Source organism: Streptomyces sp. NPDC002643, from assembly GCF_053592555.1.
The window spans coordinates 1-24,453 of sequence record NZ_JBSFVY010000064.1 but is presented as its reverse complement, the minus strand read 5'-3'; the positions used below and the strand labels follow the sequence as shown (position 1 = coordinate 24,453).

At 73.1% G+C, this 24,453-nt stretch carries 16 protein-coding genes; 4 read left to right on the top strand and 12 right to left on the bottom strand.

Annotation, left to right across the window (positions count from 1 at the left end; genetic code table 11):
* Positions 1–137: 137 nt before the first annotated feature.
* Positions 138–935 carry a lipoyl(octanoyl) transferase LipB gene (gene lipB / locus ACWD4G_RS44730; protein ID WP_451304338.1) on the bottom strand — a complete coding sequence of 266 codons (798 nt, stop codon included), beginning with the start codon at positions 933–935 and terminating at the stop codon, positions 138–140.
* Between the two features lie 433 nt (positions 936–1,368).
* Between lipB and ACWD4G_RS44725 the strand changes: the two genes are divergently transcribed.
* Positions 1,369–2,811, top strand: a complete 1,443-nt coding sequence (locus ACWD4G_RS44725; RefSeq protein ID WP_451304336.1) for a regulator — start codon at positions 1,369–1,371, stop codon at positions 2,809–2,811.
* A 337-nt stretch (positions 2,812–3,148) separates the two neighbouring features.
* On the opposite strand, the gene ACWD4G_RS44720 is transcribed toward ACWD4G_RS44725, so the two are convergent.
* Positions 3,149–4,591 (bottom strand): NAD(P)/FAD-dependent oxidoreductase, encoded by a 1,443-nt coding sequence (locus ACWD4G_RS44720; RefSeq protein WP_451304334.1) that lies wholly within the window; start codon positions 4,589–4,591, stop codon positions 3,149–3,151.
* Positions 4,592–5,047: 456 nt separating this feature from the next.
* Positions 5,048–5,935 carry a TIGR01777 family oxidoreductase gene (locus ACWD4G_RS44715; RefSeq protein WP_451304342.1) on the bottom strand — a complete coding sequence of 296 codons (888 nt, stop codon included), beginning with the start codon at positions 5,933–5,935 and terminating at the stop codon, positions 5,048–5,050.
* Positions 5,936–6,208: 273 nt separating this feature from the next.
* On the opposite strand from ACWD4G_RS44715, the gene ACWD4G_RS44710 reads away from it, so the two are divergent.
* Complete coding sequence (locus ACWD4G_RS44710) at positions 6,209–6,697, top strand: N-acetyltransferase family protein (RefSeq protein WP_451304332.1); 489 nt, start codon at positions 6,209–6,211, stop codon at positions 6,695–6,697.
* Between the two features lie 36 nt (positions 6,698–6,733).
* Here ACWD4G_RS44710 and ACWD4G_RS44705 read toward each other — a convergent pair whose 3' ends face one another.
* Entirely contained in the window at positions 6,734–7,918 is a 1,185-nt protein-coding gene (locus ACWD4G_RS44705; RefSeq protein ID WP_451304330.1) for a MarP family serine protease, read from the bottom strand.
* 549 nt (positions 7,919–8,467) lie between these two features.
* On the opposite strand from ACWD4G_RS44705, the gene ACWD4G_RS44700 reads away from it, so the two are divergent.
* A complete protein-coding gene (locus ACWD4G_RS44700; RefSeq protein ID WP_451304328.1) occupies positions 8,468–9,271 on the top strand; it encodes a peptidoglycan recognition protein family protein in 804 nt (267 codons plus the stop codon).
* A 157-nt stretch (positions 9,272–9,428) separates the two neighbouring features.
* Positions 9,429–9,755, top strand: coding sequence for a hypothetical protein (locus ACWD4G_RS44695; protein WP_451304326.1), 327 nt, complete (start codon positions 9,429–9,431; stop codon positions 9,753–9,755).
* A gap of 29 nt (positions 9,756–9,784) precedes the next feature.
* Here the strand turns inward: ACWD4G_RS44695 and ACWD4G_RS44690 are convergent, their stop codons facing one another.
* The 8 genes from ACWD4G_RS44690 to sucB all read right to left on the bottom strand — a co-directional run.
* Positions 9,785–10,306, bottom strand: coding sequence for a DUF4240 domain-containing protein (locus ACWD4G_RS44690; protein WP_451304340.1), 522 nt, complete (start codon positions 10,304–10,306; stop codon positions 9,785–9,787).
* A gap of 6 nt (positions 10,307–10,312) precedes the next feature.
* On the bottom strand, positions 10,313–11,497 hold the full coding sequence (locus ACWD4G_RS44685) for a helix-turn-helix transcriptional regulator (RefSeq protein ID WP_451304324.1): 1,185 nt from the start codon (positions 11,495–11,497) through the stop codon (positions 10,313–10,315).
* A 265-nt stretch (positions 11,498–11,762) separates the two neighbouring features.
* On the bottom strand, positions 11,763–14,465 hold the full coding sequence (gene aceE / locus ACWD4G_RS44680; RefSeq protein ID WP_451304322.1) for a pyruvate dehydrogenase (acetyl-transferring), homodimeric type: 2,703 nt from the start codon (positions 14,463–14,465) through the stop codon (positions 11,763–11,765).
* Positions 14,466–14,915: 450 nt separating this feature from the next.
* Positions 14,916–15,422, bottom strand: a complete 507-nt coding sequence (locus tag ACWD4G_RS44675) for a hypothetical protein (RefSeq protein WP_451304320.1) — start codon at positions 15,420–15,422, stop codon at positions 14,916–14,918.
* A gap of 135 nt (positions 15,423–15,557) precedes the next feature.
* Complete coding sequence (locus ACWD4G_RS44670) at positions 15,558–15,689, bottom strand: hypothetical protein (protein WP_451304318.1); 132 nt, start codon at positions 15,687–15,689, stop codon at positions 15,558–15,560.
* A gap of 54 nt (positions 15,690–15,743) precedes the next feature.
* The gene (locus ACWD4G_RS44665; RefSeq protein WP_451304316.1) at positions 15,744–22,094 is read right to left on the bottom strand and encodes an HAD-IC family P-type ATPase; all 6,351 of its coding nucleotides are present in this window, start codon (positions 22,092–22,094) and stop codon (positions 15,744–15,746) included.
* 261 nt (positions 22,095–22,355) lie between these two features.
* A complete protein-coding gene (locus tag ACWD4G_RS44660; RefSeq protein WP_451304314.1) occupies positions 22,356–22,997 on the bottom strand; it encodes a GntR family transcriptional regulator in 642 nt (213 codons plus the stop codon).
* 331 nt (positions 22,998–23,328) lie between these two features.
* Positions 23,329–24,453 (bottom strand): 2-oxoglutarate dehydrogenase, E2 component, dihydrolipoamide succinyltransferase (gene sucB / locus ACWD4G_RS44655; RefSeq protein WP_451304312.1); only part of this gene is annotated, 1,125 nt, incomplete at its 5' end.

Sequence of the window (24,453 nt, the reverse complement as noted above, 5' to 3'; positions counted from 1 at the left end):
GCGCGGGGGGGGGGGGGGCCCCCCCCGCGACCAGCCCCCACCCACCCGCACCCGACCACGCACCCGGCGGGGGCCCGGGGGCGCAGCCCCCTGGGATGGGACGGGTAGGGGCGGCGGGGGCGAGAAAACGCGCCCCGCTACGCCGACGCCCGCTCCACCTCACGCGGCTTCAACTCCGCGTTCTCCAGAACATCCCGCAAGTGCTTCTCGGCCACCGGCAGGACGTCGGCGATGGTGAGTTCGCGGCCGAGTTCCCCGGCCAGCGAGGTGACGCCCGCGTCACGGATGCCGCAGGGGATGATCCGGTCGAACCAGACGTTGTCCGGGTTCACGTTCAGCGAGAAGCCGTGCATCGTGACGCCCTTGGCGACGCGGATGCCGATCGCCGCGACCTTGCGGTCCTCGCGCCGCTGTCCGGCGTTGGAGGGCGCGTACTCGGGGCCGTTCAGACGCGGGTCGAACTCGTCGTCGTGCATACGCGGGTCCAGGTCCAGCGACAGCCCGCCGAGCGACGGCCGCTGCTCGACCGGGTCACCGAGCACCCACACCCCGCTGCGGCCCTCGACCCGCGTGGTCTCCAGTCCGAACTCCGCGCAGGTGAGGATCAGTGCCTCCTCCAGGCGGCGGACGTGGGCGACGACGTCCACCGGGCGGGGGAGCTTCTGGATGGGGTAGCCGACCAGCTGACCGGGGCCATGCCAGGTGATCTTGCCGCCTCGGTCCACGTCGATGACGGGGGTGCCGTCGAGGGGGCGCTCGTTGTCGGCCGTGCGCCGGCCCGCCGTGTAGACCGGGGGGTGTTCGAGGAGCAGGACGGTGTCGGGGACCTCGTCGGCGAAGCGTGCCGCGTGCACCCGGCGCTGTTCGTCCCACGCCTCCTGGTACTCGACGGCCTCCGTGCCGAACCCCATGCGGACGAACCGCAACCCACTCACGGCAAGCGCCTCCCTCGGCGGTACGGCCGGGCGGCGGCACCGCGATAGCTGTGTCAGGCAGATAGCTGTGTCAGGCACATAACGCGCCCAAGCCACTGTACGACCGTAGGGCCGGGCGGTGGTCGGGGGGCGACGGAGGCCGGACGAGGGTCGACCGCTGGGGGAGGGCGGAGGCCGGCGTACGAGGGGTGGCCGTCCGCCGGTCGTACGCCGGGACCGCCGGGCGTACGACGAGCGTGACCGGCGCGCGGCGGAGGGGATTCTCGTCAGCCGCGCGGCAAATCCTCACACGATCGGATGAATGGACGCGGAAGTGTGCGATCAGACGCTTACTCTCCGCTACATTCGCGCCGTTCACAAGGCCGCAAAGGCTTCTCACCAGGCAATCCGGGAAACCCCGCCGACACCCGGAAGGCAGGAGACCGCACCGCAGATGACGGAACGACCCGCGCAGCGCACCCCCAACCGCCAGCTAGCCGCCCTCATCGCAGAAGCGGGGTTCTCCAACGCGGGACTAGCGCGCCGAGTGGACCAGCTCGGTCTCGAACACGGGCTCGACCTGAGATACGACAAGACGTCCGTGACCCGCTGGCTGCGCGGTCAGCAGCCCAGGGGTACGACGCCCGCGCTGATCGCCGAGGTGTTCACCCGCCGCCTCGGCCGACGGCTCACCGCACAGGACCTCGGCCTCGACGCCTGCGCCCCCGTGTACGCCGGTCTGGAGTTCGCCGCGACCCCCGAGGAGGCCATCGACATCGTCAGCGGGCTGTGGCGCAAGGACTCCGGCAGCCACGCCGAGCTGCGGAAGATCGCGTTCACGCCCGCCGGGCTCGTCGTGCCCAGCCGGGACTGGCTGATCGGCCGGGCCGACGACCGTGTGGGCCGGGGCGACCCGGGTGCCACCCGGGTCCCGCCGCAGGGCCGCCCGGCCGGTGTGCCCCGCCAGCGCAGCCAGACCGAGCGCGGCCCCGGCCAGAAGGTCACCGGCGGGGACATCGCCGCCCTCCGCTCGGTCGGTGAACTCTTCCGCGCCCTCGACGACGCCTACGGCGGCGGCCACGCCCGCCAGGCCCTCGTCCGCTACCTCGAACACGAGGCCGAGCCGATGCTGCGCGGCGCCTACGGCGAACAGATCGGCCGCAGGCTCTTCGCCGCCGCCGCCGACCTCACCCGCCTCGCCGGCTGGACCTCGTACGACATCGGCGCCCATGGGCTCGCCCAGCGGTACTTCGTACAGTCGCTCCGGCTGGCGCAGGCGGCGGGGGACAGGGCGTACGGGGCGTATGTGCTCGTCACGATGAGCCGTCAGGCGGTCTATCTGGGGCACGGACGGGAGGCCGTGCAGCTCGCGCGCGTCGCGCAGCAGGGCGTGGGGTCGGCCGTGCCGCCGGTCGTGCAGTCGCTGCTGCACGCGGTCGAGGCGCGCGGCCATGCGGTGCTCGGCGAGGTACGGGCCTCCACGGCCGCCCTCGTGCGCGCCGAACGTGCCCTGGAGGCGGCCCGCACCGGCGACGAAGTCCCGTACTGGGCGCGCTTCTTCGACGAGGCGCAACTCGCCGACGAGTTCGGCCACAGCCATCGCGACCTCCAGCAGTACCGGGCCGCCGCCCAGCACGCCGAACGCTCCCTCCAGCTCCGGGCGCCCGCCTACGCCCGCAGCCGCCTCTTCTGCCGAGTCGTCCTCGCCTCGGCCCGCCTCGGCCTCGGCGAACTGGACCAGGCCTGCCAGTTGGGCGCGGAGGCCGCCGGCCAGGCCGCCGAGATGCGATCGGTGCGCGCGGTGGAGTACGTACGCGACTTCGAACGCCGCCTGGAGCCCTACCGGGACGCCGCACCGGTCAGGGGGTATCGGGACAAGGTGGCGGCGTTGGGGTAGCGGGCTGAGGTAAGTGGGTTGGGGTCAACGGCTGTTGGCATACGGCTGTTGGCAAACGGGAGGTGGCCTACGGTTGTTGGCCCGGGCCCGGGCCCGTGGCCTACGGCTGTGGGCCAACGCCTGTGGGCCCACGCCTGTTGGGCCGCTCGTTGCCTACGGCTGTTGGCCCACGCCTGTTGGGATTTGGGCCCGTCCCGATTGGGTCAACGCCCGTTGGCCAACCTCTGTAGGCCCAACAGCCGTTGGCCCACAGCTGTTGGCCCACGCCTGTTCACCCACGCCTGTTGCCTACACATGTTGGGGCGCCCGGTGATTTCTTCGGGCGCCCCTCTTGTGTCTACGCGGCCGTTTCCAGGGGCTCTTCCAGGGGGGTCGGGCGGGCGTCCAGGTCGGTGAGGAGGGCGTGGGCGGCTCGGCGGGCCGAGTGGAGGGCGCCCTGGGCCGTGCTGGTGTCGCGGTGGTCGCCGCAGACGTAGAGGCCGGCCAGGATGCGCACCGGGCGGCGCGGATCGTGGGGCGCGGGCATCGCCGGGACGGCTTCCGGGGTGTGCTGGATCGCCAGCAGCTCCCAGCGGGTCGTGGAGGTGCGGTACAGCCGGGCGAGCTGGGCGCGGACCGTCGCGTCCAGGTGGGCCGGGTCCGGTGGGGTGCCCAGCACGGTCGAGGTGATCAGGGCGCGGCCCGCCGGTGCCCGGCTCGGGTCGACCTGGCTGAGCACCGCCGTGTGCGAGACGGGGCCGCTGCGGTCGGAGTCGAGGAGCAACGCCGGTTCGGTGAGCGGGGGTTCGTCGGTGGTGTGGTGGACCACCGTCACCGGGTGGAAGTCCGGTACCCGCAGCCCCGGCAGCAGTTCGGCGGCGGACCGGGCGTCGGTCGCCAACACCACGGAACGGCAGCGGAGTTCACCGTGATCCACCGTCGTCACCGAGGTCGTGCTGATCGCGGTGACCTGGACCCCGGTCCGCACCGACCCCGGCGGAAGAGCCGCCGCCAGCAGCTCCGGCAGCGTGTCCGCGCCGCCCTCCGGGACGCACAACCGGCCCGTCGCGAAGGCGTGCAGCGCCAGATCGGCACAGCGGCTGGACGTCTGCAGCGCCGGATCGGCGAGCAACGCGGCCAGCAGCGGCCGTACGAAACCGTCTATCGTCCGGGGCGGGAAACCGCGCGTCGCCAGCGCCTCGGCGATCGGCACCTCGGCGCGGGTGGCGAGCCGTTCGGGCGCGGTGGCCGCCAGCCGGGCCAGCGCCATGGCCAGCCGTGACTGGTCGGCGGGGGCGCCCAGCCGGCCGGGGCGGCTGCCGGTGGCGCGGCCCCTGATCTGGGCACGGTTCGGGATCGGCGTCCCGCCTCCCCGGACGAAACCGAGGCTCTGCGGACGGGGCAGCCTGGGGGCGCTTGCGAGGGCGCGCGCGGCGGTGAGTGCGCCCCTCGCGCTCCGCAAGGTCGGGGTGGCACCGGCCCGGTGATGGTGGCCGTCGGCGTGCAGCAGGACACCGGGCGCGAAGGGCCGTAGCGGCAGGGTGTCCAGGCCCGGGGTGCGGCGCAGTTCCGGGTACGACGTGGAGAGGAGCGGGGCGGTGCGGTCGAGGCGGAAGCCGTCCACCTTCTCGGTGGCCATACGGCCGCCGACGGTGGGTGCGGCCTCCAGGACGGTGACGGTGAGGCCCGCCCTGACCAGATGACCTGCCGCCGCGAGGCCGGCGACGCCGGCTCCTACGACGATGACGTCCACGGTGTCCGTGTCCGCGGAGTGCGTCGATTGGTACACCGACTCAAGCACGTGCCCCTCCCGAGGTCGCGCGGCTGCTGGGAGGGTCTTGCCCCCAGCGTCCTTCTGGAATACCTGAGTTCGGGTCGAGGGTGAAGGGGGAGGGGCCGGGCGGGGAAGTCGCGTGGGGCCTCGCATGGGGGCATGGGGGTGGGGGGCGTGCGCCTGGGCTGTTCACCAGGGGGTTTCGCCCCCGCCGCCCTTACCCTTCCCATCCCCAGGGGCTGCGCCCCTTCGACCCCGTCGAGGGTTTGGGGGGTGGGTTGTCGGGTGCGGGTGGGTGGGGGCTGGTCGCGCCCACGCGGCGGAGCCGCAAATCGACACAGCCCCGCGCCCCTGAAAAATGCGAGGGCTGCGCCCCGCATTTTTCGTCGGCGAGCAGGGCCGTGCTTTTCAGGGGCGCGGGGAACTGCGCGAGCAACCACCCACCCACCCGCGCCCGCCCCACAACCCCCTCCCCCCGAGCTCCTAGGCGCCCCGTCCCCCCGCGGAGCGAATCGCGTCGGTGATGTTCGGGAACGTGAATCCGAAGCCCGACTCCAGCAGGCGCGTCGGCAGCACGCGGGCGCTGCCCAGTACGTCGCCCGAGACCTCGCCGAGGGCGAGGCGGAGGGCCCAGCCGGGGACGGTGAAAACGGTCGGGCGGTGCAGGACCTCGCCCATGGCCGCCGTGATCTCCCGGTTGGTGAGGGGCGTCGGGGCGGTGAGGTTGAAGGGGCCCGACAGGGACGGGGTGGTGAGCAGATGACGTAGGGCGGCGATCTCGTCGTACAGAGAGATGAAGCTCCAGTACTGGCGGCCGTCACCCATCCGGCCGCCCAACCCGGCCTTGAAGAGGGGGAACAGCGGGCCCCACGCACCCCCGCCCTTGGCCACCACCAGCCCCGTACGGGCGAAGACCGTACGGATGCCGGCCTCGGAGGCGGGTGCGGCGGCACCCTCCCACTCCACGCACAGCTCAGGCAGAAACCCCTCCCCGGCCGGGGACGACTCGTCCACCTCCCGGTCGCCCGTATAGCCGTAGAAGCCGATCGCGCTGCCGTTCAGGAAGACGCCCGGCGGACGCTCCAGGGAGGCGGCGGCCTGGGCGAGGGTGGCGGTGCCCCGTACGCGGCTGTCGCGGATCGTCGCCTTGTACGCCTTCGTCCAACGGCGTGACGCGACACCCGCGCCGGCCAGGTTCACCACGGCCGCGCAGCCCTCCAGGGCGGCCGTGTCGATCCGTCCGGCCTCCGGGTCCCAGCGCACCTCGTCCGCGCCCCGGGGCTCCCGGCGCACCAGCCTCACGACCTCGTGACCGTCCTCCCCGAGGAAGCGGGCCAGCGCCGAACCGATCAGACCGGACGCACCGGCGATCACCACACGTGAACCACGACCCGGAGCAGGATCACGACCAGGATCAGGAGCAGGTGCGGGATCAGGACGAGAGTGGGGGGCCACGGGCGAATCATCCGTCATGCCCTCATCTTGCAGGGCGGGGGAGCGGTGCGCGGGCGGGGGGTGCGCCGTTTTTGTCCGGTGGGCCGTCGTAGGGTGGTTCGGTATGTGCGGGGAGCGGCCCGGCCGGGGCCGGTGCTTCCGTGCGCCCGTCGGCGTCAACCCCCTTGCCCGCGCCGTACAGTGGCCGTCATGCCCGTTCCGTACATACGCACAGCCACCGCGGACGATGACGACGCGCTCGGGAGGCTCGATCGGGTCACCTGGTCCACGTTGCACTCCGTCCAGGAGCGCCCCCGGCAGCCGTACGAACCCTTCTTCGACGAGCGCTTCGGGCCGCTGGACCATCTCGTCGCCGAACTCGACGGCGTGCTGGTCGGCTATGTGCGGCTCGCGCTGCCGTCGGGCCTCGTCTGTCAGGCGCATGTCCGGCAGATCCAGGGGTTCGCCGTCGCCGAGGAGGCGCGCGGCACCGGGGTCGGACGGGCGCTGCTGCGAGCCGCGCGGGACGAGGCCCGCCGCCGTGGCGCCCGCCGCCTCACCCTGCGCGTCCTCGGCCACAACACCCCGGCCCGCAAGCTGTACGAGTCCGAGGGCTTCGTGGTCGAGGGCGTGCTGCCGGAGGAGTTCCTGATCGACGGGGAGTATGTCGACGATGTGCTGATGGGCTGTCGGCTCTGAGAACGTGAACTCCGCCGATGCGGAGCGGAGTTGGGGTTACGACGTCACCAACTCCCCCGTGTCCACCGGCGTCGTCGCGTTCGCCGCGCGTACCGCCTCGTCGGAGACCTCGTCGACGGTGAGGACGTAGCCGGTCTCGGCGTCCGAGGTGGAGCGGGCGAAGACCACGCCGTAGACCCGGCCGTCGGTGGTGAGGAGGGGGCCGCCGGAGTTGCCGGGGCGGACGGTGGAGCGGATGGAGTAGATCTCGCGGGTGACCGGGTCGCTGTTGTAGATGTTCCGGCCGGTGGCGTCTATGCGGCTGGCGACGGTGGCCGCCTGGAGGTCGAGGCCGCCGTCCTCCGGATAGCCGGCGACGACCGCCGCGTCACCGCGTGCGGCGCTGTCGTCGAAGGTGAGGACGGGGGCCTTCAGATCCGGGACGTACAGCACCGCCACGTCCTTGTCGGGGTCGAAGAGCACGACGCGCGCCTCGTACGACCGGCCCACGCCGCCCACGCGTACGGTCGGGTCGTCGATGCCCGCCACCACATGGGCGTTGGTCATCACATGCTGACGCGAGTACACGAAGCCGCTGCCTTCGCGGCCCTGGTTGCCCGCGACGCCCTCGATCTTGACCGTGGAGCGCTTGGCGGCGTTCGTCGCGGCGGCCGTGACACTGTCCCCGGAGGGCTTGGCGACCTCGGCCGTCGCCTCGTTCTCGAACGGGTTGAAGACCTGGGGGAAGCCCGCCTCGGTGAGCGCGGACGTGGCGTTGGAGAACCAGGCGGGCGTCGTGTCCGGCATGGTGTCCTGGACGGCGCCGAGCAGCGCGGAGTCGCGGATCGAGTTGGTCACCACGGGGGAGGAGGACGCGCCGAGCACACTCGCGGCGACCCAGGCGACGATCAGCACGGCCACCGTGTTGGCCGCCGCCCCGCCCACGCCGTCGGCGACCCGCAGCGGGCTGCGGTCGATCTCCCGGCGCAGCCGCAGCGCCAGCCGGCCCGCCAACTCGTGCCCCACCACGCCGGGGACGAGCACCGTCACCACCGCTGTGACCGTGGCCGTCGGGGTGCCGGGCGTGACCAGCTCCATCACCCAGGGCAGCACCCAGACGCCCACCGCCGCGCCACCCACGAAACCGGCCAGGGAGACGCATCCGGCGACCAGGCCGCGACGGTAACCGGACGCCGCGTAGGCCAGGATCACCAGCAACAGCAGGATGTCGAGCACGTCCACTCCAGCCGCCTTTCTCTCGGGACCCTTAGTACGCGCGGGGCGGGCGCAGTGATCAGCTACCTCCGCACGGCACCCCGTGGCCCATCGGAATCGGCCACCGGTCGCCGTATCTGGCTGGAACTGACCGCGAATCGCTGCCAATGGTGCCAACCGCCGCCAACTGCCGGTAAGTGCTGGTAATTATCGGGAACTGCCTCGAACCGTAGAAACGTCCCGCACACGGACGTTGGTTCCCCGCCCGGTCCCCCGGGTGGCGTAGTCCACATGGCCCTGCGCGGGCGGCCGGGTGAGGCTCGGGACATGCGTGAGTTCCCGAGGTCACGGATGCCGCGGATGTCACGGATGGCACGGGGGGCGCGAATACGGCGCCTGCTCCGGGTGTGGCGCCGCCGAATACGGAACGCGCGCGCCCCGGACCGGATCGAGGACGCGATCGAGGACGTGCATACGCGCCCGGCGCGGAACTCCGGCGGAACGCGCGCCCGGCGCCGAGCGGTTCCGCGCGCACGCCCCCTGTACCGAGCCGTTCTGCGCCTACGCCCTCGGCGTGTGCGCCTCCCGCGCGTACGCCCCCTGAGGGACGCCCTCCGTCGGCTGCCCCGGCCCGCTCTCCTCCTGCTGGCCTGTGTGCCCGGGGTGGCCGCCGTGCTCGCGCTGGTGCTGTGCGCGGTCGGTGTGGACCGCACCGCCGAGCGGAGGACCACCGCCCGGCCCGCCGCGGCCCGGCCCTCCGCCGCCCCGCACCAGGCCCCCAAGCCGCCCATCGTGGAACGCGCCCGCTGGCTCGGCGGGGAGGAGCCCAGCCAGCCGCCCGCGCGCTACGACGACCGGGTCGCCGCCGTCTTCCTGCACCACACCGACTCGCCCAACGACTACGACTGCGCCGACGCCCCCCGCATCATCCGCTACCTCTACGCGGGCCAGACCGGCCCCCGGAACTGGGACGACATCGGCTACAACTTCCTCGTCGACCGCTGCGGCACCATCTACGAGGGCCGCGCCGGCGGCGTCGACCGCGCCGTCACCGGTGCCCACACCCAGGGCTTCAACCATCGCACCGCCGGTGTCGCCGCCCTCGGCACCTTCACCGCCGGGGTGCCCGTCCCCCGGGCCATGACCGACGCGATCGCCGCGCTCGTCGCCTGGAAACTCGGCCTCACCGACACCGACCCCCGCGGCAGCGTCCGGCTCACCTCCAGCAACAGCCTGAGCCGTTACGCGGCCGGCACCAGCGTGCGGCTGCCGACCCTCGCGGGCCACAGCGACGGTTATATGACCAGTTGCCCCGGTGAGGCTCTGGCCGCGCGCCTCCCCGCGATCAGGGAACTGGCCGCGCACCTCCAGGGCCGGTGACCTCCGTCATCCGCGGCATCTCTGCCATCTCCGCCATCTCCGTCATCGCGTTGAGACGGATCTCATGAGGTTCACAGAAAGCGCGGCGGGCGCCCACAGACTTCTCCAAGAACCGCGCCCTACCTTCGTCATGTCACGCCGACTGGAGGTGGGGAAGATGATCAGCAGCAGTCGTACGAGGAACGCGCCTCGGAACCCGAAGCCGAACTCGGGGTCGCACAAGCCGAACCCGAAGAGGTCCTGGTCCGCCGCCCTGCGGAGCCCCTGGACGGTGGCCTGCGCGGCCGCCGTCGTCGTCCTCGGCCCGTCCGCCGTCACCGCGTCCGCCCTGGAACGCGCCAACTCCGCCCCCCTGCACGGCGCGTCCGCCCCCGAACACCCGGAACCCGGCGGGCACCACCATCGCGCCGCCCCCTACGCCGCCGAGCAGTACGCCTACCTGCCGCGCACGCCGAAGCGGTACCAGGACGCGGCGGGGGTCTAGGGTCCGGCGGCGGCCGGAACGCCGCATGCTCACTGAGCCCGGAAGCGTTCCCAGAGCTTGGGGTAGCGCTCGGCGAGGACGGTCTCGTTCTCGAAGTCGACCGGGGAGCCCTCCGGTTCGACGGAGGCGGGCGGGATGCCGAGGTCCGGGGCGACCACACCGGTGAGCTGCTCGTACGCCTCGTCGGCCGCGTACCCCAACTCCTCGCCGTCGCCGTCGAGTTCGCCGTCGAAGTCGTCCAGCAGATCGGCGAGCGAGTCCGGGCCGTGGACCGCGCCCTCGAAGATCTCCCGGCCCTGGCCGATCAGCCAGCACCGGAAGAAGTCGAACGCGTCGTCGCCGGCGCCGTTCAGCAGCACCCACGCGGCGCCCCACAGATCCCAGGTGTACGCGCGGTTGTAACGCGACTCGAAGTGGCGGGCGAAGTCCAGCACCGCCTCCGGGTCCAGCCGGACGAGCCGTTCCACGAGCAGGTCGGCCTGCTCCTCGGGGTCGCCCTCGGCGTCCTCCCGGGCCGTGTCCACCAGCTCCCAGAACTCCGTCTCGTCCATCACGGGTCAAGCATCGTGCCTGGGCGGGTGGGGCGCACGTGGAGGGCGAACGATGGTCGGGTCCTGAGTGGTGTCCTGAGCGGCCGGGGTGGTGCGTGACGGGGCGTAGAGGTCGGCCAGGCGCCGGGCGTCGGCCGCGCAGAGGTCCCGCAGGGTTTCGGGCGCCAGCACCTCGACCTCCGGGCCGAGTCCCCTGAGCTGGCCGCGCGCGACCTTCTCCGACTCGACGCGCAGGGTCACGGTCGTCCAGCCGTGCTCGTCGGGTGCGGTGTCCACGAGCGCGTCCCGGGCCGAGACCGGGTCCACGACGTACGGCAGCCACCGTATGCCCTCCGCCGACAGCCGCACCACGACCTCGGCCCCCAGAATCGACCGCGCGAACCGTTCCGCCTGCGCCTCCCAGTGGGCGGGCAGATCGAACGCCTCGTCGCGCGGGAAGCGGCTGCCGACGACGGGGGCGCTGGTGGGGGCGCCGGTCGGGGTCGTGGCGGAGTCCGGGGTGGTGTCGATCGTCGTGAAGCGGTCGATGCGATACGTACGGAAGGCACCGGCTCCGGAACCGGCACCGGAAACGGCTCCGACTTCGGTGACGGCACCGGCTTCGACTTCGGTTCCGGGGCCGGATATGGGCACGCGGGCGCACAGATACCAGACGCCCGCCTTCAGTACGAGGCCGTACGGCTCCAGCAGGCGTTCGACCTCGGTGTCGCCCCGGCGGTAGCGGGCGAGGACGCGGCGGTCGTCCCAGACCGCCTCGGCGAGGGCGGGGAGCAGATCGGGGGTCTTCGGTTCCTTGAACCAGTTCGGGGCGTCGAGGTGGAAGCGTTGGGCGGCGGTGCGCGGGGCGTCGCGGAGGGAGGGCAGCAGGGCGGCCGACACCTTGAGCCGGGCGGCGGAGGCGGCGTCCTCCAGGCCCATGTCCCGCAGGGCGCCGGGTACGCCGCTGAGGAACAGCGCCTCGGCCTCGCCGCGGGCCAGCCCGGTGAGCCGGGTGCGGTAGCCGCCGATGAGCCGGTATCCGCCGGCCCGCCCCCGGTCGGCGTACACCGGGACTCCGGCCTCCGACAGGGCCTGCGCGTCCCGCGTGACCGTACGCTCCGACACCTCCAGCTCGCGGGCCAGCTCAGCGGCCGTCATGGAGGACCGGGCTTGAAGGAGCAGCACCATTCTGATGAGCCGGGCAGCACGCATGCGCCCATATTGCCTCGCCCCCGCCGCCCCTACCCGTCCCGTACCTGGGGGCTGCCGCCCCCAGACCCCCGCTTCGGCCTGAACGGCCTCGTCCTCAATCGCCGGACGGGCTGAAAATCCAGCCCGTCCGGCGTTAAATCCAGCCCCTCCGGCGTTTGAGGAGCGGATGTCCAGGGGGCGGAGCCCCTGGACGCGGGGTCGAAAGGGGCGGCAGCCCCTTGGAGGACGGGAAGGGTAGGGGCGGCGGGGGCGAAAACCGCCCGGCCTACAGGCCGTACTTCTCCCGCGCCTCCTTCACCGCCGTCGCCTTGACCTCGCCCCGCCTCGCGAGCTGGGCCAGGGCGGCGACCACGATGGAGTGGGCGTCGATGCCGAAGTGGCGGCGGGCCGCCTCGCGGGTGTCGGAGAGGCCGAAACCGTCGGCGCCCAGCGACGAGTAGTCCTGTTCGACCCACTGGGCGATCTGGTCCGGAACCTGCCGCATGTAGTCGGAGACCGCCAGCACCGGGCCCTCGACGCCCTGCAGAGCCTGGCGTACGTACGGGACACGCTCCTCGCCCCGCAGCAGCGCCGCGTCCGCCTCCAGGGCGTCCCGGCGGAGTTCCGTCCACGACGTCGCGGACCATACGTCCGCCGCCACGCCCCACTCCTCGGCGAGGAGTTTCTGCGCCTCCAACGCCCAGTGGATCGCGGTGCCGGAACCGAGGAGCTGGATGCGCGGGGCGTTGGCCACGGGGGACAACCCCGCCGACTCCGCCGTGTTGAAGCGGTACAGGCCCTTGACGATGCCCTCGTCGATCCCGAGGCCGGCCGGCTTGGCGGGCTGGGGGAGGGGCTCGTTGTAGACGGTCAGGTAGTAGAAGACGTTCGGGTCCTCGCCGGGCGCCGCCTCGCCGTACATCCGGCGGAGGCCGTCGCGGACGATCGTCGCGACCTCGTACGCGAACGCCGGGTCGTACGTCAGCGCCGCCGGGTTCGTCGCGGCGATCACCGGGGAGTGGCCGTCGGCGTGCTGGAGGCCCTCGCCCGTCAGGGTCGTACGGCCGGCCGTCGCGCCGACGAGGAAGCCTCGGCCGAGCTGGTCGCCGAGCTGCCACATCTGGTCGGCGGTCCGCTGCCAGCCGAACATCGAGTAGAAGATGTAGAAGGGGATCATCGCCTCGCCGTGCGTCGCGTACGACGTGGACGCGGCGATGAAGTCGGCCATCGAACCGGCCTCGGTGATCCCCTCGTTGAGGATCTGGCCGTTCTTGGCCTCCTTGTAGTACATGAGCTGGTCACGGTCGACCGGCTCGTACGTCTGGCCCTTGGGGGAGTAGATCCCGAGGGACGGGAAGAGCGACTCCATGCCGAAGGTGCGGGCCTCGTCCGGGACGATCGGCACCCAGCGCTTGCCCGTCTCCTTGTCGCGGACCAGGTCCTTGATCAGGCGGACGAAGGCCATGGTGGTGGCCACGTTCTGGGAGCCCGAGCCCTTGTCGAAGGACGCGAACGCCTTCTCGGCGGGGGCGGGGAGGGGCGCGAGGGCGTGCGTACGGCGCGCGGGGGCGGGACCGCCCAGCGCGGCCCGGCGCTCCTGGAGGTAGCGGACCTCGGCGGAGTCGGCGCCCGGGTGGCCGTAGGGCACGACCCCGTCGACGAAGTCGCTGTCCTTGATGGGGAGTTCGAGCAGATCACGCATCTGCTTGAACTCGTCCACCGACAGCTTCTTCATCTGGTGGTTGGCGTTCTTCGACGCGAAGCCCTCGCCGAGGGTGAAGCCCTTGACGGTCTGGGCCAGGATCACGGTCGGCGCGCCCTTGAACTCGACGGCGGCCTTGTACGCGGCGTACACCTTGCGCGCCTCGTGACCACCGCGCGAGAGGTGGAAGCACTCCAGGATCTTGTCGTCGGAGAGCAGCTTGGCCATCTCGACCAGCGCCGGGTCCTTGCCGAAGAAGTCCTGGCGGATATAGGCGGCGTCACGGGTCTGGTACGTCTGGACCTGGGCGTCGGGTACCTCGCGCAGCCGTCGTACGAGCGCACCGGTCGTGTCGAGCTGGAACAGCTCGTCCCACGCCGAACCCCACAGCGTCTTGATGACGTTCCAGCCGGCGCCCCGGAACTGGGCCTCCAGCTCCTGCACGATCTTGAAGTTCGCGCGGACCGGGCCGTCGAGGCGCTGGAGGTTGCAGTTGATGACGAAGGTCAGGTTGTCCAGGCCCTCGCGGGAGGCCAGGGCGAGCGCCGCCGTCGACTCCGGCTCGTCCATCTCGCCGTCGCCGAGGAACGCCCAGACGTGGGAGGCGGAGACGTCCTTGATGTTGCGGTTGGTGAGATAGCGGTTGAAGCGCGCCTGGTAGATCGCCGAGAGCGGGCCGAGACCCATGCTCACCGTCGGGAACTCCCACAGCCAGGGGAGGCGGCGGGGGTGCGGGTACGAGGGGAGGCCGTTTCCGGCGGACTCACGGCGGAAGTTGTCCAGGTGGGACTCGTTCAGCCGGCCGTCGAGGAAGGCGCGGGCGTAGATGCCGGGGGAGGCGTGGCCCTGGATGTAGAGCTGGTCGCCGGAACCGTCGGCTTCCTTGCCCTGGAAGAAGTGGTTGAAGCCCGTCTCGTAGAGCCAGGCGGCGGAGGCGAAGGTGGCGATATGGCCGCCGACGCCGTATTTGCTGCCACGGGTGACCATCGCCGCCGCGTTCCAGCGGTTCCAGGCGGTGATCCTGCGCTCCATCTCCTCGTCACCGGGCACGGACGGCTCGGCGGCGGTGGGGATGGTGTTGACGTAGTCCGTCTCCAGCAGCTTGGGCAGCGCGATGCCGTTGCCCTCGGCGCGTTCCAGAGTGCGGCGCATCAGGTACGCGGCGCGGTGCGGGCCCGCCGCCTTGGTGACGGCGTCCAGGGAGGCCTGCCATTCGGCGGTCTCCTCCGGGTCGCGGTCCGGGAGCTGGTCGAGCGCGCTCGGCTGGATGGCCTTGGGGTCGGTCATTGCGCCGCCTTCCTCAGTCGAAGGGGTTCCCTCATCGGTATGGGGTCGGGGGTTGCCCTTGTGTCTTGGCAGGACAGGGCGGGCGGGCTGCGGCGCGGCGTCGTTGTTCGCGACCCGTCCGCGGCCCGTCGGCGACTGTAACTCGCTGATCGATGATCGATCAAAGGGTTGAGCGCAGAAAAACGGCCGATGGCGAAAATTGGCATCCGGTGCCGCGAATTCGGGCACGCTGTGCCGTGTTTTCCCTGCTCATCTGAGGTGTGGCGGGCTGGAACGGGCGGGAGAGGACGGGCGGCGGGTAGGGCGGGCGGTACGTCGGGAGGGGTCCGGCGATTGTGTGTGCGGGTGGTCGGACCCCCGCCGCCTTGTGTGCTGAGGCGTCGTCGCTCGTGCGTGGCCGCTCGCGGGTCGTGGCCGGTGCGTCGCCGTTCGTGCGTCGTCGCTCGTGCGTCACACGGTCCCGGTGTGGGAGGCCGTCCTCGGCTCCGTGCGGTCGTCGCCGGTGGGTGAACCGCTTCGTTCGGACTCGGAGCGTGCCCGCTCCATCCGCTCGTGCTCCTCGTGCTGCCGGGCCGCCTGCTCGCGCGTGATCACCTCGGTGGCGGCGCCCATGGCCACCGCCACGGGCCAGGCCATGGCCCCGGCCGCGGTCATACCGCCGAGGAGGCCGTAGAAGGCCAGCTTGCGGGGTGAGGGGAGCAGTCCGCCGGCGCCGCGAACCGCCTCGCGTGCGGCGCCCCGGGCACCCGTGAACATGTCGCCCGGGGTCACATACGGGATCGACATCCGTGGGTGCGCGGTGTGCATGTGGAGCACCTTGCCGCCCGACGACTCGTGGGATTCCTGTGCCGACGGTGCCGCTGTCGCCGTCGGTGCCGCCGGTGCCTCTCGTGCCGGATCGGCGGAGGGAGGGTTGGTCGGCGTCTGGAACTCGGACTGTGTGTCTCGGGAAGTCATCTCCGTCCTCCCGTACTGGGCTCGTCCTCCCGTACGCGGGAGGCGTGAGGGGTTCTCCCGTGCCGCGTTCCATCTCTGGCGGTAAATAAACCGCATTCAAGGGTGCGAAAGGGGCGAATATGGCGTCGGTCGCCGTCAGGCGGTGGCGGTCGCCGGGCCGGTGCCGCTCGCGAACGCCTTCCAGAGCTGGATGAAGAGGCGGACGAGGACGGCCTCCAACAGGGCGACGGCGACCTGGGTGAGGATCGAGGTGAGGAAGTGCGGCATGGTGGGGCCGTCTTTCGTGTGCGTTGTGATGGGGACGGTTCCCTTTGTCCGGTCTCATCGCTTCCGGGTGGCGGCATCCGGGTGGACTGAGGGTGAACTCTCCGTTTCCGGCGAGGTGGCGGCCGTGCCTTCCGGCGTGGCCGCCGTCGAACTCTCGGGGGCGGTCGCCTCCGAACTCTCGGGCGTCGTCGTACTTTTCGCAACGGTGGCCGTCGCGCCCTGCGGAGTGCTCGCGGTCGGACTCTGGGGAGTGGTGACGGTCAGGCCCGTCGCGCGCTGCCACAGCGCGGGTACGACGACCGACCCCACGGCCGCGGCCCCGGCGATCGTCCAGCCCCCGGGGCCCAGCGGCCGGCTGCCGAAGAAGTGGCTCAGACCCGGTACGTTCACCACCACGGCCAGCGCCACCAGGGAACCCACCACGGCCACCGCGACCACCGGATCACGACCGGCGTCGGTCAGCGTCTGGAGCAACTGGGAGGCCACGAGCGCGACCAGGGCCACGGTGTCGGCGCGGCCCCGGGTGCCGGTGGCGCGGGCGACCAGCCAGGCGGAGCCGGCCGCCAGCGTGGTGAGTGTGGCCCGCAGCCGGATGTGCCGGGTGAGGGCGGTGCCGAGCGAGGCCTCCGGCCCCTCCGCGAGCAGCCTGTCCACGGGGTCGGCGGGCGGCCGGGCGGCGATGGCCATGGCGGGCAGCATGTCGGTCAGCAGATTGACCAGCAGCAACTGGCGGGCGTTGAGCGCGCTGCGCCCGGTCAGCAGGCTGGTCGCCAGGGTGAAGACGATCTCCCCGACATTGCCGCCGAGCAGGATGCCGAGCGCCTTGCGCACCGACGCCCACATGGCCCGGCCTTCGACGATGGCGTCCACGATCGTCTCGATACGGTCGTCGGTGACCACCACATCGGCGGCGGAACGGGCCGCCGGGGTCGCCCGGGAGCCGAGGGCGATACCGACGTCGGCGATCCTGATCGCGGGCGCGTCATTGGCCCCGTCACCGGTGACGGCCACGACCCGGCCGGCCGCGCGCAGCGCGGTGACGATACGGACCTTGTGCGCCGGGGTGACCCGCGCGAACACCGTGATGTCCGGCAGCGTCCGCGCCAGCGCCGCGTCGTCGAGGGCGTCCAGCTCCGTCCCCGTCATCAGCCGGGGCTCCTCCTCGGGGCGCAGCTCCCGGGCGATGGCGGCGGCCGTACTGGGATGGTCGCCGGTCACCATGACGATCCGTACCCCGGCCCTGGCCAGCGTGTTCACACTCTCCGCCGCCGTCGCCCGCACCGGGTCGGCGAGCCCCAGCAGGCCGAGCAGACAGAGCCCGTCGAGATTCTCGTCGCTGACATCCGCGAGATCGACGAGCACGGCGTCGTCCGGCAGCGGGGCGACTGCGGCCGGGGCGCCCTGTCTGTCCGGTGGCATGGGGGCGGCTGGGGTGGAGATGCCTTGTCTGTCCGGTGGCATGGGGGCGGCTGGGGTGGAGATGCCTTGTCTGTCCGGCGGCACAGGGCCCGTTGCGGCGGAGACGCCTTGCCGGCCCGGTGGCACAGGGCCCGTTGCGGCGGAGACGCCCTGCCCGCCCGGCGGGTCGGCCCCGTCGGCAGTGCCGGGTGTGCCAGGTGCGCTGGCGGTGGGTGTGCCGGTCGTGCCAGGTGTGCTCTTTGTGCCAGGTGCGCCGGTCGGATCTGAAGCGCCGATCGCGTGCGGTGCTTCGGGTGCCCCCGGCGTAGGTGGCTGGCTCGGAGCATCCGGGCTGTCGGCCGTCATCGCCGTCCCTGGCGTGCCCGCCGTCCCTGCCGTGCCCGCCGTCCCTGCCGTGCCCGACGTCCCTGGCGTGCCCGGCGTCGCTGCCGTGCCCGGCCTGCCTTCCGTGCCCGGCGTCCCCGTGGTGCCCGGAGTACCGGCCGTTTCCGCCGTGCCCGGCCTGCCTTCCGTCCCCGCCGTGCCCATCGTCCCCGGCGCACCCGCCGTGCCCATCGTCCCCGGCGCACCCGCCGTGCCCACCGTCCCCGGAGTACCCGGTGTACTTGTTGTCCCGGTGGCCCCTGCTGTCCTCGTCGTCCCGGAAGCGCCCAGTGCCCCGGGTGTGCCCGGCGTCCCTGTCGTCCCCTGCGTGCCCGCTGTCCCTGTCGTACCTGCCGCGTCCGCCGTACCTGCCGCGTCCGCCGTACCTGCCGCGTCCGCCGAGCTCGACGCGCCCGCCGCCCCCGGCTCCCCCGCCGCCCCCGGCTCCCCCGCAGCCATGACCCGCTCGGCGACCGCCAGTACCCTCAACCCCCGCCGGGCCAATCGGTCCACCTCCGCCTCGAAATCCGCCCTGAGGCGGTCGTCGAAGGGCATGGTGCGGCCGTCGCGGAGGATGTGGTCGCAGCGGGCCAGTACGACCTCGGGGGCGCCCTTGACGACGATCCGGGCCTCGGAGTCGGCGCGGCCCAGGACGGCGTGGAAGCCGCGCCCGGGCTCAAACGGCAGTTCCGTCAACCGGTGCCAGCTGTCCGAGCCGAGCCCGGCGGCGCGGGCGGGCGGGGCGCCGAGCAGTTCGGCCCCGGCCGCGATGGCCCGGTCGGTGGGGTGGGTGAGCTGCGCCGCGGGCCCCGCCGGACCGGCCAGCGCCGCCGTCGCGAGGACGCGGCGCAGGGCCGGGGTGAGCCGGTCCGGCGAGTGGCGTTCCTGCCCGTCGGACACCTGCTGGAGGGTGATCCGGCCCTCGGTGAGCGTGCCCGTCTTGTCGAAGCACAGCACATCGGTGCGGCCCAGCGCCTCGATGGTGGAGGCGCTGCGGACGAGGGTGTCGCGGGTGGAGAGCCTGCGGGCGGCGGCGAGTTCGGCGACCGTGGCGACGAAGGGCAGCCCCTCCGGTACGGCCGCGACACACAGGCTGACCGCGGCGCCCAGCGCGGTACCGGGCGGCCGTCGGCGCAGCATGTCGACGACGAAGAGAACGCCCCCGGCGGCGACCGACATCGGCAGGAACCACCGGCCCAGGGCCTTCAGCCGCCGCTCCACCCCGCTCTCCGGCGGCCCGTCCTCGGGCCCCGCCTCCGCCGCGCCGCCCGCCTCGGTCGCGGTCCCGGTGGCGACGACCACGGCGAGCGCGTGCCCGGCCGCCACCGTCGTCCCCTGGTAGAGCATCGAGGACCGGTCCGCGACGGCCCGCGCGGCACTCGGCGCCGAACCCTTCGCCACCGGCAGCGACTCACCGGTGAGGCTGGACTCGTCGGCCTCCAGCCCCGTCGCCCGTACGAGACGGCAGTCGGCCGGCACCGAGTCGCCGGCGTCCAGTTCGATGACGTCCCCGGGCACCAGCAGGTCGGCGGACTCCTCGGCCGCCTCCTCACGGCCCGGCCGGCGCACCCGTACCCGTACCGAGGTGGCCCGGACCAGCCGCTGGGCCGCCTCGTCGGCCCGCTGCCGCTGCACCCCGCCCACCACGGCGTCCACGCCCAGGACGCCACCGATCAGCACGGAGTCCAGTACGGAACCGAGCGCCGCCGAGATACCGCCGCCGATCGCCAGCACCGGGGTGAGCGGATTGGCCAGCTCCTCCGCGACCCGGCCGAGCAGGTTGCCGGCACCGTCGTGGCGGTGCCGGTCCGCGACGTGGCGACGCCGCGCGGCCTCGGCGTCGTCCAGGCCACGGGACGACGTACCGAGCCTCGACATGACCTGACGTACCGTCATGGCGTGCCAGGGCGTGCGCTCGACGGCCGCCGGGGCGGGGCGTTCGTGCAGCTTCCGGCCCGCCCAGTAGCCCGCCGTGACCGCGGCGACGGCCACCGCGTCCGCCACCAGCCGGGCCCGGTCCCACGCCCCCGGACGCGGTACGAACAGGGCGAGCGCCGATGCCACGGCGGCGCCCGCGCCCTCCAGCCGGGCACACAGCACCCCGACCCGGCGGGCCTCCGGCAGCGCGTTGAGCAGCAGATGGGCGACCTCGGGCGGGGCGGCGACATGGGCGTCCCACGGCATATGGCGGGGGCCGGTGATCACACCGATGCCGAGGTCCGCGCGGGCGAGCGCGCGCCGGGTCCGGGCCGACACCACGGCCACGCCACGGCCCCGCGCCTGAAGGGACCGCACCAACGCGGCCGTACGGCGATGGCCGGTGGGGGCGGCTTCCGGCAGGCCGAACCTGCGGTGCAGCCCCGGCGGACCGCCGACCAGCCGCACCCGCCCGCACGCCCGGGCGGCCCGCACCAAGTGGTGGGCCAGCGCGTGCAGTTGGGGAACCAGCCCCGCCATGGCGACCGGCACACCGTCCTTGACCACGACCACGACCTGGGCCCCCTCCTCCGCCCACCGTCGCCCCAGACCCTCGACACCCGCGCCCAACTCCCCCTCACCGAACGCCCGAAGCGCCCACCCGGCCACCTGCCGAGCCTCCCGCCCACCCCTGCCACGCCGCCGCCCCGCCACCCCCGGCACCCCACCCGACTCCACCAACTCGTGGATACGCGCGTGGATTTCGTCATCACCGGGGAACCGACCGCCTTCCCCACCCCGCCCCTCCACCGAGTCCGCCTGTTGGCCGTTGGCGTGGTGAGAGGTCTGGTTGTCGTGGTGGTGAGGGGGCTTACCGCTGGCGTGGTCGGCTGCCGGGCTGGTGTGGCCGTCGCGGTGGTGAGGGGGCTCGTCGTCGGGGCGGTCGGGTGCCGGGTCGGTGTGGCCGTGGTGGTTGCCGGCGGGGGCGTCGGGTGCCGGGTCGGCGTCGTTGTCGTCGTGGTGGGGGGACCGGTGACCGAGGTGGTCGCTCGGCGGGGCCGTCCGGTCGTCGCCGGCGGGGTGGGGCGGATCGCCGGCGGGAAGGTCCGAGGGCACGGTCGCCTCGGTCACGCCCGGACGGCCCGGCGCCCGGCTCGCCCACACCCCGCTCGCACGCTCTGTCTCCGGACCCGCCCCTCCGCCCTCCGGTCCGCCCTGCCCGGCGCCGACTTCCGCTCCGACCGGCCCACCTGGGGCCCTGTCTCCCTCCGGCACACCCCGGGCTCTTCCGCCCTCCGGTCCGCCCTGCCCGGCGCCGCCTTCCGCTCCGACCGGCCTCCCTCGGGCCCCGCCGCCCTCCGGCCCGTCCGGCGCCTCGCCGCCCTCCGGTCCGCCCCGCCTGTCGCCGCCCTCCGAACCGTCCGGCCTGCCATCCCTGTCGCCGCCCCCCGGATCGGTCGGCCCCCCGTTGCCATCCTCCCTTTCCCCCGGCGGCGACAGTCTCTGCAGGTGTTCGACCGTCCAGCCGCCGGTGGCCAGGACGCGGGCGTCCAGGACGACCGTGTCGATGCGGTCGACCCGGCGCAGGGCCTCGGGGCGCAGGACCAGGGCGCCCCGGTCGGACGCGGCCCGCGCCACCGTTGAGGCGAACGACTCCCGGCCGCAGCGTGGGCCCCGCGGTGTCCCGGCGATGAGCAGGGCCAGCCCCCGGTCATGGCTGAACGTACCGAGCGAGGTGAGCCCGTACGCCGCGAGGGACGCCGGCACCGCCACGTTGGCGTACCGCTCACCGAGACCGGGCGGCAGCGGTGCGGGCCGCTCGGGGGACGGCACCGCGTCATGGCGGTACGCCCCCTCGTACACGGCCAGCCTGCGCGCCCAGTCCTCCCACGACCGATGCCGGGCCCGCGCCTCCGCGTACTGCAGCCCCGCCGTCACCGCGTTCACGGCGACCCCGACCGGCCGGAACATCAGCGTCGCCATCAGCAGGTTCGCGGCGCCCCAGACCCGCTCCGTGGTCGTCTCGCCGAGCCTGCGGGCCATCTCGTCCCTCAGCTGCGGTGTGGCCTCGGCGAGCTGCGCCACTGACAGCACCAGCGGCGGCAGCCCGCGCAGCCGCAGCGCCTTCCCGACCGACGCCGCGCCCACCGCCAGCAGTCCCGCACCGAAGTGCACGGCCGCCCCGCCCCGAACCTCCGGCGCCCCCGGGAACCCGACCGGTGCCGGCCCCCGACGCCCACCGTGTCCGCCCGCCGCCTCCCCGGCCTTCCCCGACGCACCGCCACCTGAGGCCGAACCACCGGTGTCCGAGGCCGGCCCAGCGGTGTCCGCCGACGACACGAGGGCGACGACGCGCTCCAGATCGGTCTCCGGCCCGCAGCCGACGTACACACAGCCCAGCGTCCCGTTCACCTCGGCCCGGCTCACCCCCGGGACCTCGCGCAGCGCGGCCTCCACCTCGCGTGCCTCAACGGCCGTCCCCGCCCGCCCCAGCCGCCGTACCGCGATCTGGACACCGCCGGGGGTGCGCCACCAACGGGGCGTACGGGGCTGTAGCGCGGCCCCGACCAACGGCAGCGCCGGCGGTACGGAGGCCAGCCAGGCCGTGGTGGACCGTGCCGCGCCGGAGGCCGCCGAACGGGCCGTGGCGGAGCCGGACAGCAGGGACCGGGCGAGCCTGGACGGGGAGAGTGCTGGCCGGATCACGCGGCCTCCACGGTCGGCCGACGGGTGCATGACCGAGGCTTGGCGAGAGCACACGGCTTGGATCAGTATGTGCAGGTTCGCCCGACCCCGTCATGCGCTGGCGGGGCAGCTTAGGCCGATGGGAAGCGCCCTTAAGGGGCGCGGGGCTGTGTCGATGTGCGGCTCCGCCGCGTGGGCGCGAGCAACCCACCACAACCCGCACCCGCCGAACAACCCTCACCCCCGGAGCTATTGGGCGCAGCCCCTAGGACCGTCGGAGCCTCAGGCAGGGGTGTCCGTGACGCGGGGCGCGCAGCCCAGTACGTGGTCCTTCACCAGGCGGCCGATCTCCGGATCGCGGCGCTTGAACGCCTCGACCAGCGCCTCGTGCTCCTCGGCATACGACTGCTGCCGGGTGCCCAGCCAGCGGATGGACAGGGCGGTGAACACCTCGATGCCGAGCCCCTCCCAGGTGTGCAGCAGCACGCTGTTCCCGGCGGCCCGGACCATCTCGCGGTGGAACGCCACCGTGTGCCGGACCTGTGCCTCGCCGTCGGCCAGGCGGTCGGCCTCCCACAGGGCCGTGACCGCCGGCTCCAGCACGGACGGGTCCCCGGCCAGCCGCTCCGCCGCCAGCTCGGCGGCGATCTGCTCCAGGCCCGCGCGGACCGGGTAGATCTCCTCCAGGTCCCTGGCGGTCAGATTGCGCACCCGGACGCCCTTGTTCGGCGCGGACTCGATCAACCGCAGTGACTCCAGCTCGCGCAGCGCCTCCCGGACCGGGGTCTGGCTGACCTCCAGCTCCGTCGCGATCCGCCGCTCCACGATCCGCTCACCCGGCTTCCACCGGCCGCTCACGATCCCGTCCACGATGTGCTCGCGGATCTGTTCGCGCAGCGAGTGGACGACGGGCGCGGTGGTCATGAGGGCTCCTTCGGCGGGGGACAGAGCCCCTGAGGTATTGACCTCTAGACAATAAAGCCGGGGCGCTCCGCGGGAGGGGCCGACGGGGGAGCTTTGGTGCAGGTGAGACGAGACTTACACACTGCGTTGGCTGGGCCGGGGCGCCTAGTAGCACGGGTTGGGCTGTTGTTGGGCGGGTGCGGGTTGTGTGGGGCTGGTCGCGCAGTTCCCCGCGCCCCTTAGGGGGTTGCGGGTGCCCGGCGGCATAGAGGACTGCCCCGCCTGGCAACACAAAAGCGGCGCCCGCCCGGAGCGAGTCCGGGCGGGCGCCGTCAGGCCGGAGGTCAGTCGGCTACAGGCCCAGCTCGACCTCGAACTCGCCCGCCTCCAGGATTGCCTTGACGGCCGTCAGGTAACGGGCCGCGTCGGCGCCGTCGACCAGGCGGTGGTCGTAGGAGAGGGTCAGGTAGGTCATGTCGCGGACGCCGATGACCGTGCCCTCCTCCGTCTCGATCACGGCGGGGCGCTTGACCGTGGCGCCGATGCCGAGGATCGCGACCTGGTTCGGCGGCACGATGATCGTGTCGAAGAGCGCCCCGCGCGAACCGGTGTTGGAGATGGTGAAGGTCGCGCCGGACAGCTCGTCCGGGGTGATCTTGTTGGCCCGGACCTTGCCCGCGAGGTCGGCGGTGGCCTTGGCGATACCGGCGATGTTGAGGTCACCGGCGCCCTTGATGACCGGGGTCATCAGGCCCTTCTCGGAGTCCACCGCGATACCGATGTTCTCGGCGTCGAAGTAGGTGATCGTGCCCTCGGCCTCGTTGATCCGGGCGTTGATGACCGGGTGGGCCTTCAGCGCCTGGGCGGCGGCCTTGACGAAGAACGGCATCGGGGAGAGCTTGACGCCCTCGCGGGCCGCGAAGGAGTCCTTCGCCTGCGCCCGGAGCTTCATCAGCCGGGTGATGTCGACCTCGACCACCGAGGACAGCTGGGCCTGCTCGTGCAGGGCCTTGACCATGTTGTCGCCGATGACCTTGCGGATGCGGGTCATCTTGACGGTCTGGCCGCGCAGCGGGGAGACCTCCAGCTTCGGCGCCTTCTTGGCGGCGACGGCGGCCGGTGCGGCGGCGGCCGGAGCCGGAGCGGCGGCGGCCTTCGCGGCCTCGGCGGCGGCGATGACGTCCTGCTTGCGGATACGACCGCCGACGCCGGTGCCCTTGACGGTGCCCAGGTCGACACCGTTCTCGGCGGCGAGCTTGCGCACCAGCGGGGTGACGTAGGCACCCTCGTCGGTCGGCCTGGCAGCCGCGGGCACGGCGGCCGGAGCCGGGGTGACCGGGGCAGGGGCAGGCGCGGCCGGGGCCGGGGCGGCGGCCACGGGGGCCGGAGCCGGAGCGGCCGGCGCGGGGGCCGGGGCCGGAGGCGCGACCGGAGCCGCGCGGGCGCGCGCGGGAGCAGCCGGGGCCGCCGCCGGGGC

What these genes read in the sequence shown, in the direction of transcription:
- ACWD4G_RS44670 (WP_451304318.1), bottom strand. Translation starts at nt 15,689, where the DNA reads ATGCCGCACTTCCTCACCTCGATCCTCACCCAGGTCGCCGTCGCCCTG.
- ACWD4G_RS44660 (WP_451304314.1), bottom strand. Translation starts at nt 22,997, where the DNA reads ATGACCACCGCGCCCGTCGTCCACTCGCTGCGCGAACAGATCCGCGAG.
- ACWD4G_RS44675 (WP_451304320.1), bottom strand. Translation starts at nt 15,422, where the DNA reads ATGACTTCCCGAGACACACAGTCCGAGTTCCAGACGCCGACCAACCCT.
- ACWD4G_RS44710 (WP_451304332.1), top strand. Translation starts at nt 6,209, where the DNA reads ATGCCCGTTCCGTACATACGCACAGCCACCGCGGACGATGACGACGCG.
- aceE (WP_451304322.1), bottom strand. Translation starts at nt 14,465, where the DNA reads ATGACCGACCCCAAGGCCATCCAGCCGAGCGCGCTCGACCAGCTCCCG.
- ACWD4G_RS44725 (WP_451304336.1), top strand. Translation starts at nt 1,369, where the DNA reads ATGACGGAACGACCCGCGCAGCGCACCCCCAACCGCCAGCTAGCCGCC.
- ACWD4G_RS44685 (WP_451304324.1), bottom strand. Translation starts at nt 11,497, where the DNA reads ATGCGTGCTGCCCGGCTCATCAGAATGGTGCTGCTCCTTCAAGCCCGG.
- ACWD4G_RS44690 (WP_451304340.1), bottom strand. Translation starts at nt 10,306, where the DNA reads ATGGACGAGACGGAGTTCTGGGAGCTGGTGGACACGGCCCGGGAGGAC.
- ACWD4G_RS44695 (WP_451304326.1), top strand. Translation starts at nt 9,429, where the DNA reads ATGATCAGCAGCAGTCGTACGAGGAACGCGCCTCGGAACCCGAAGCCG.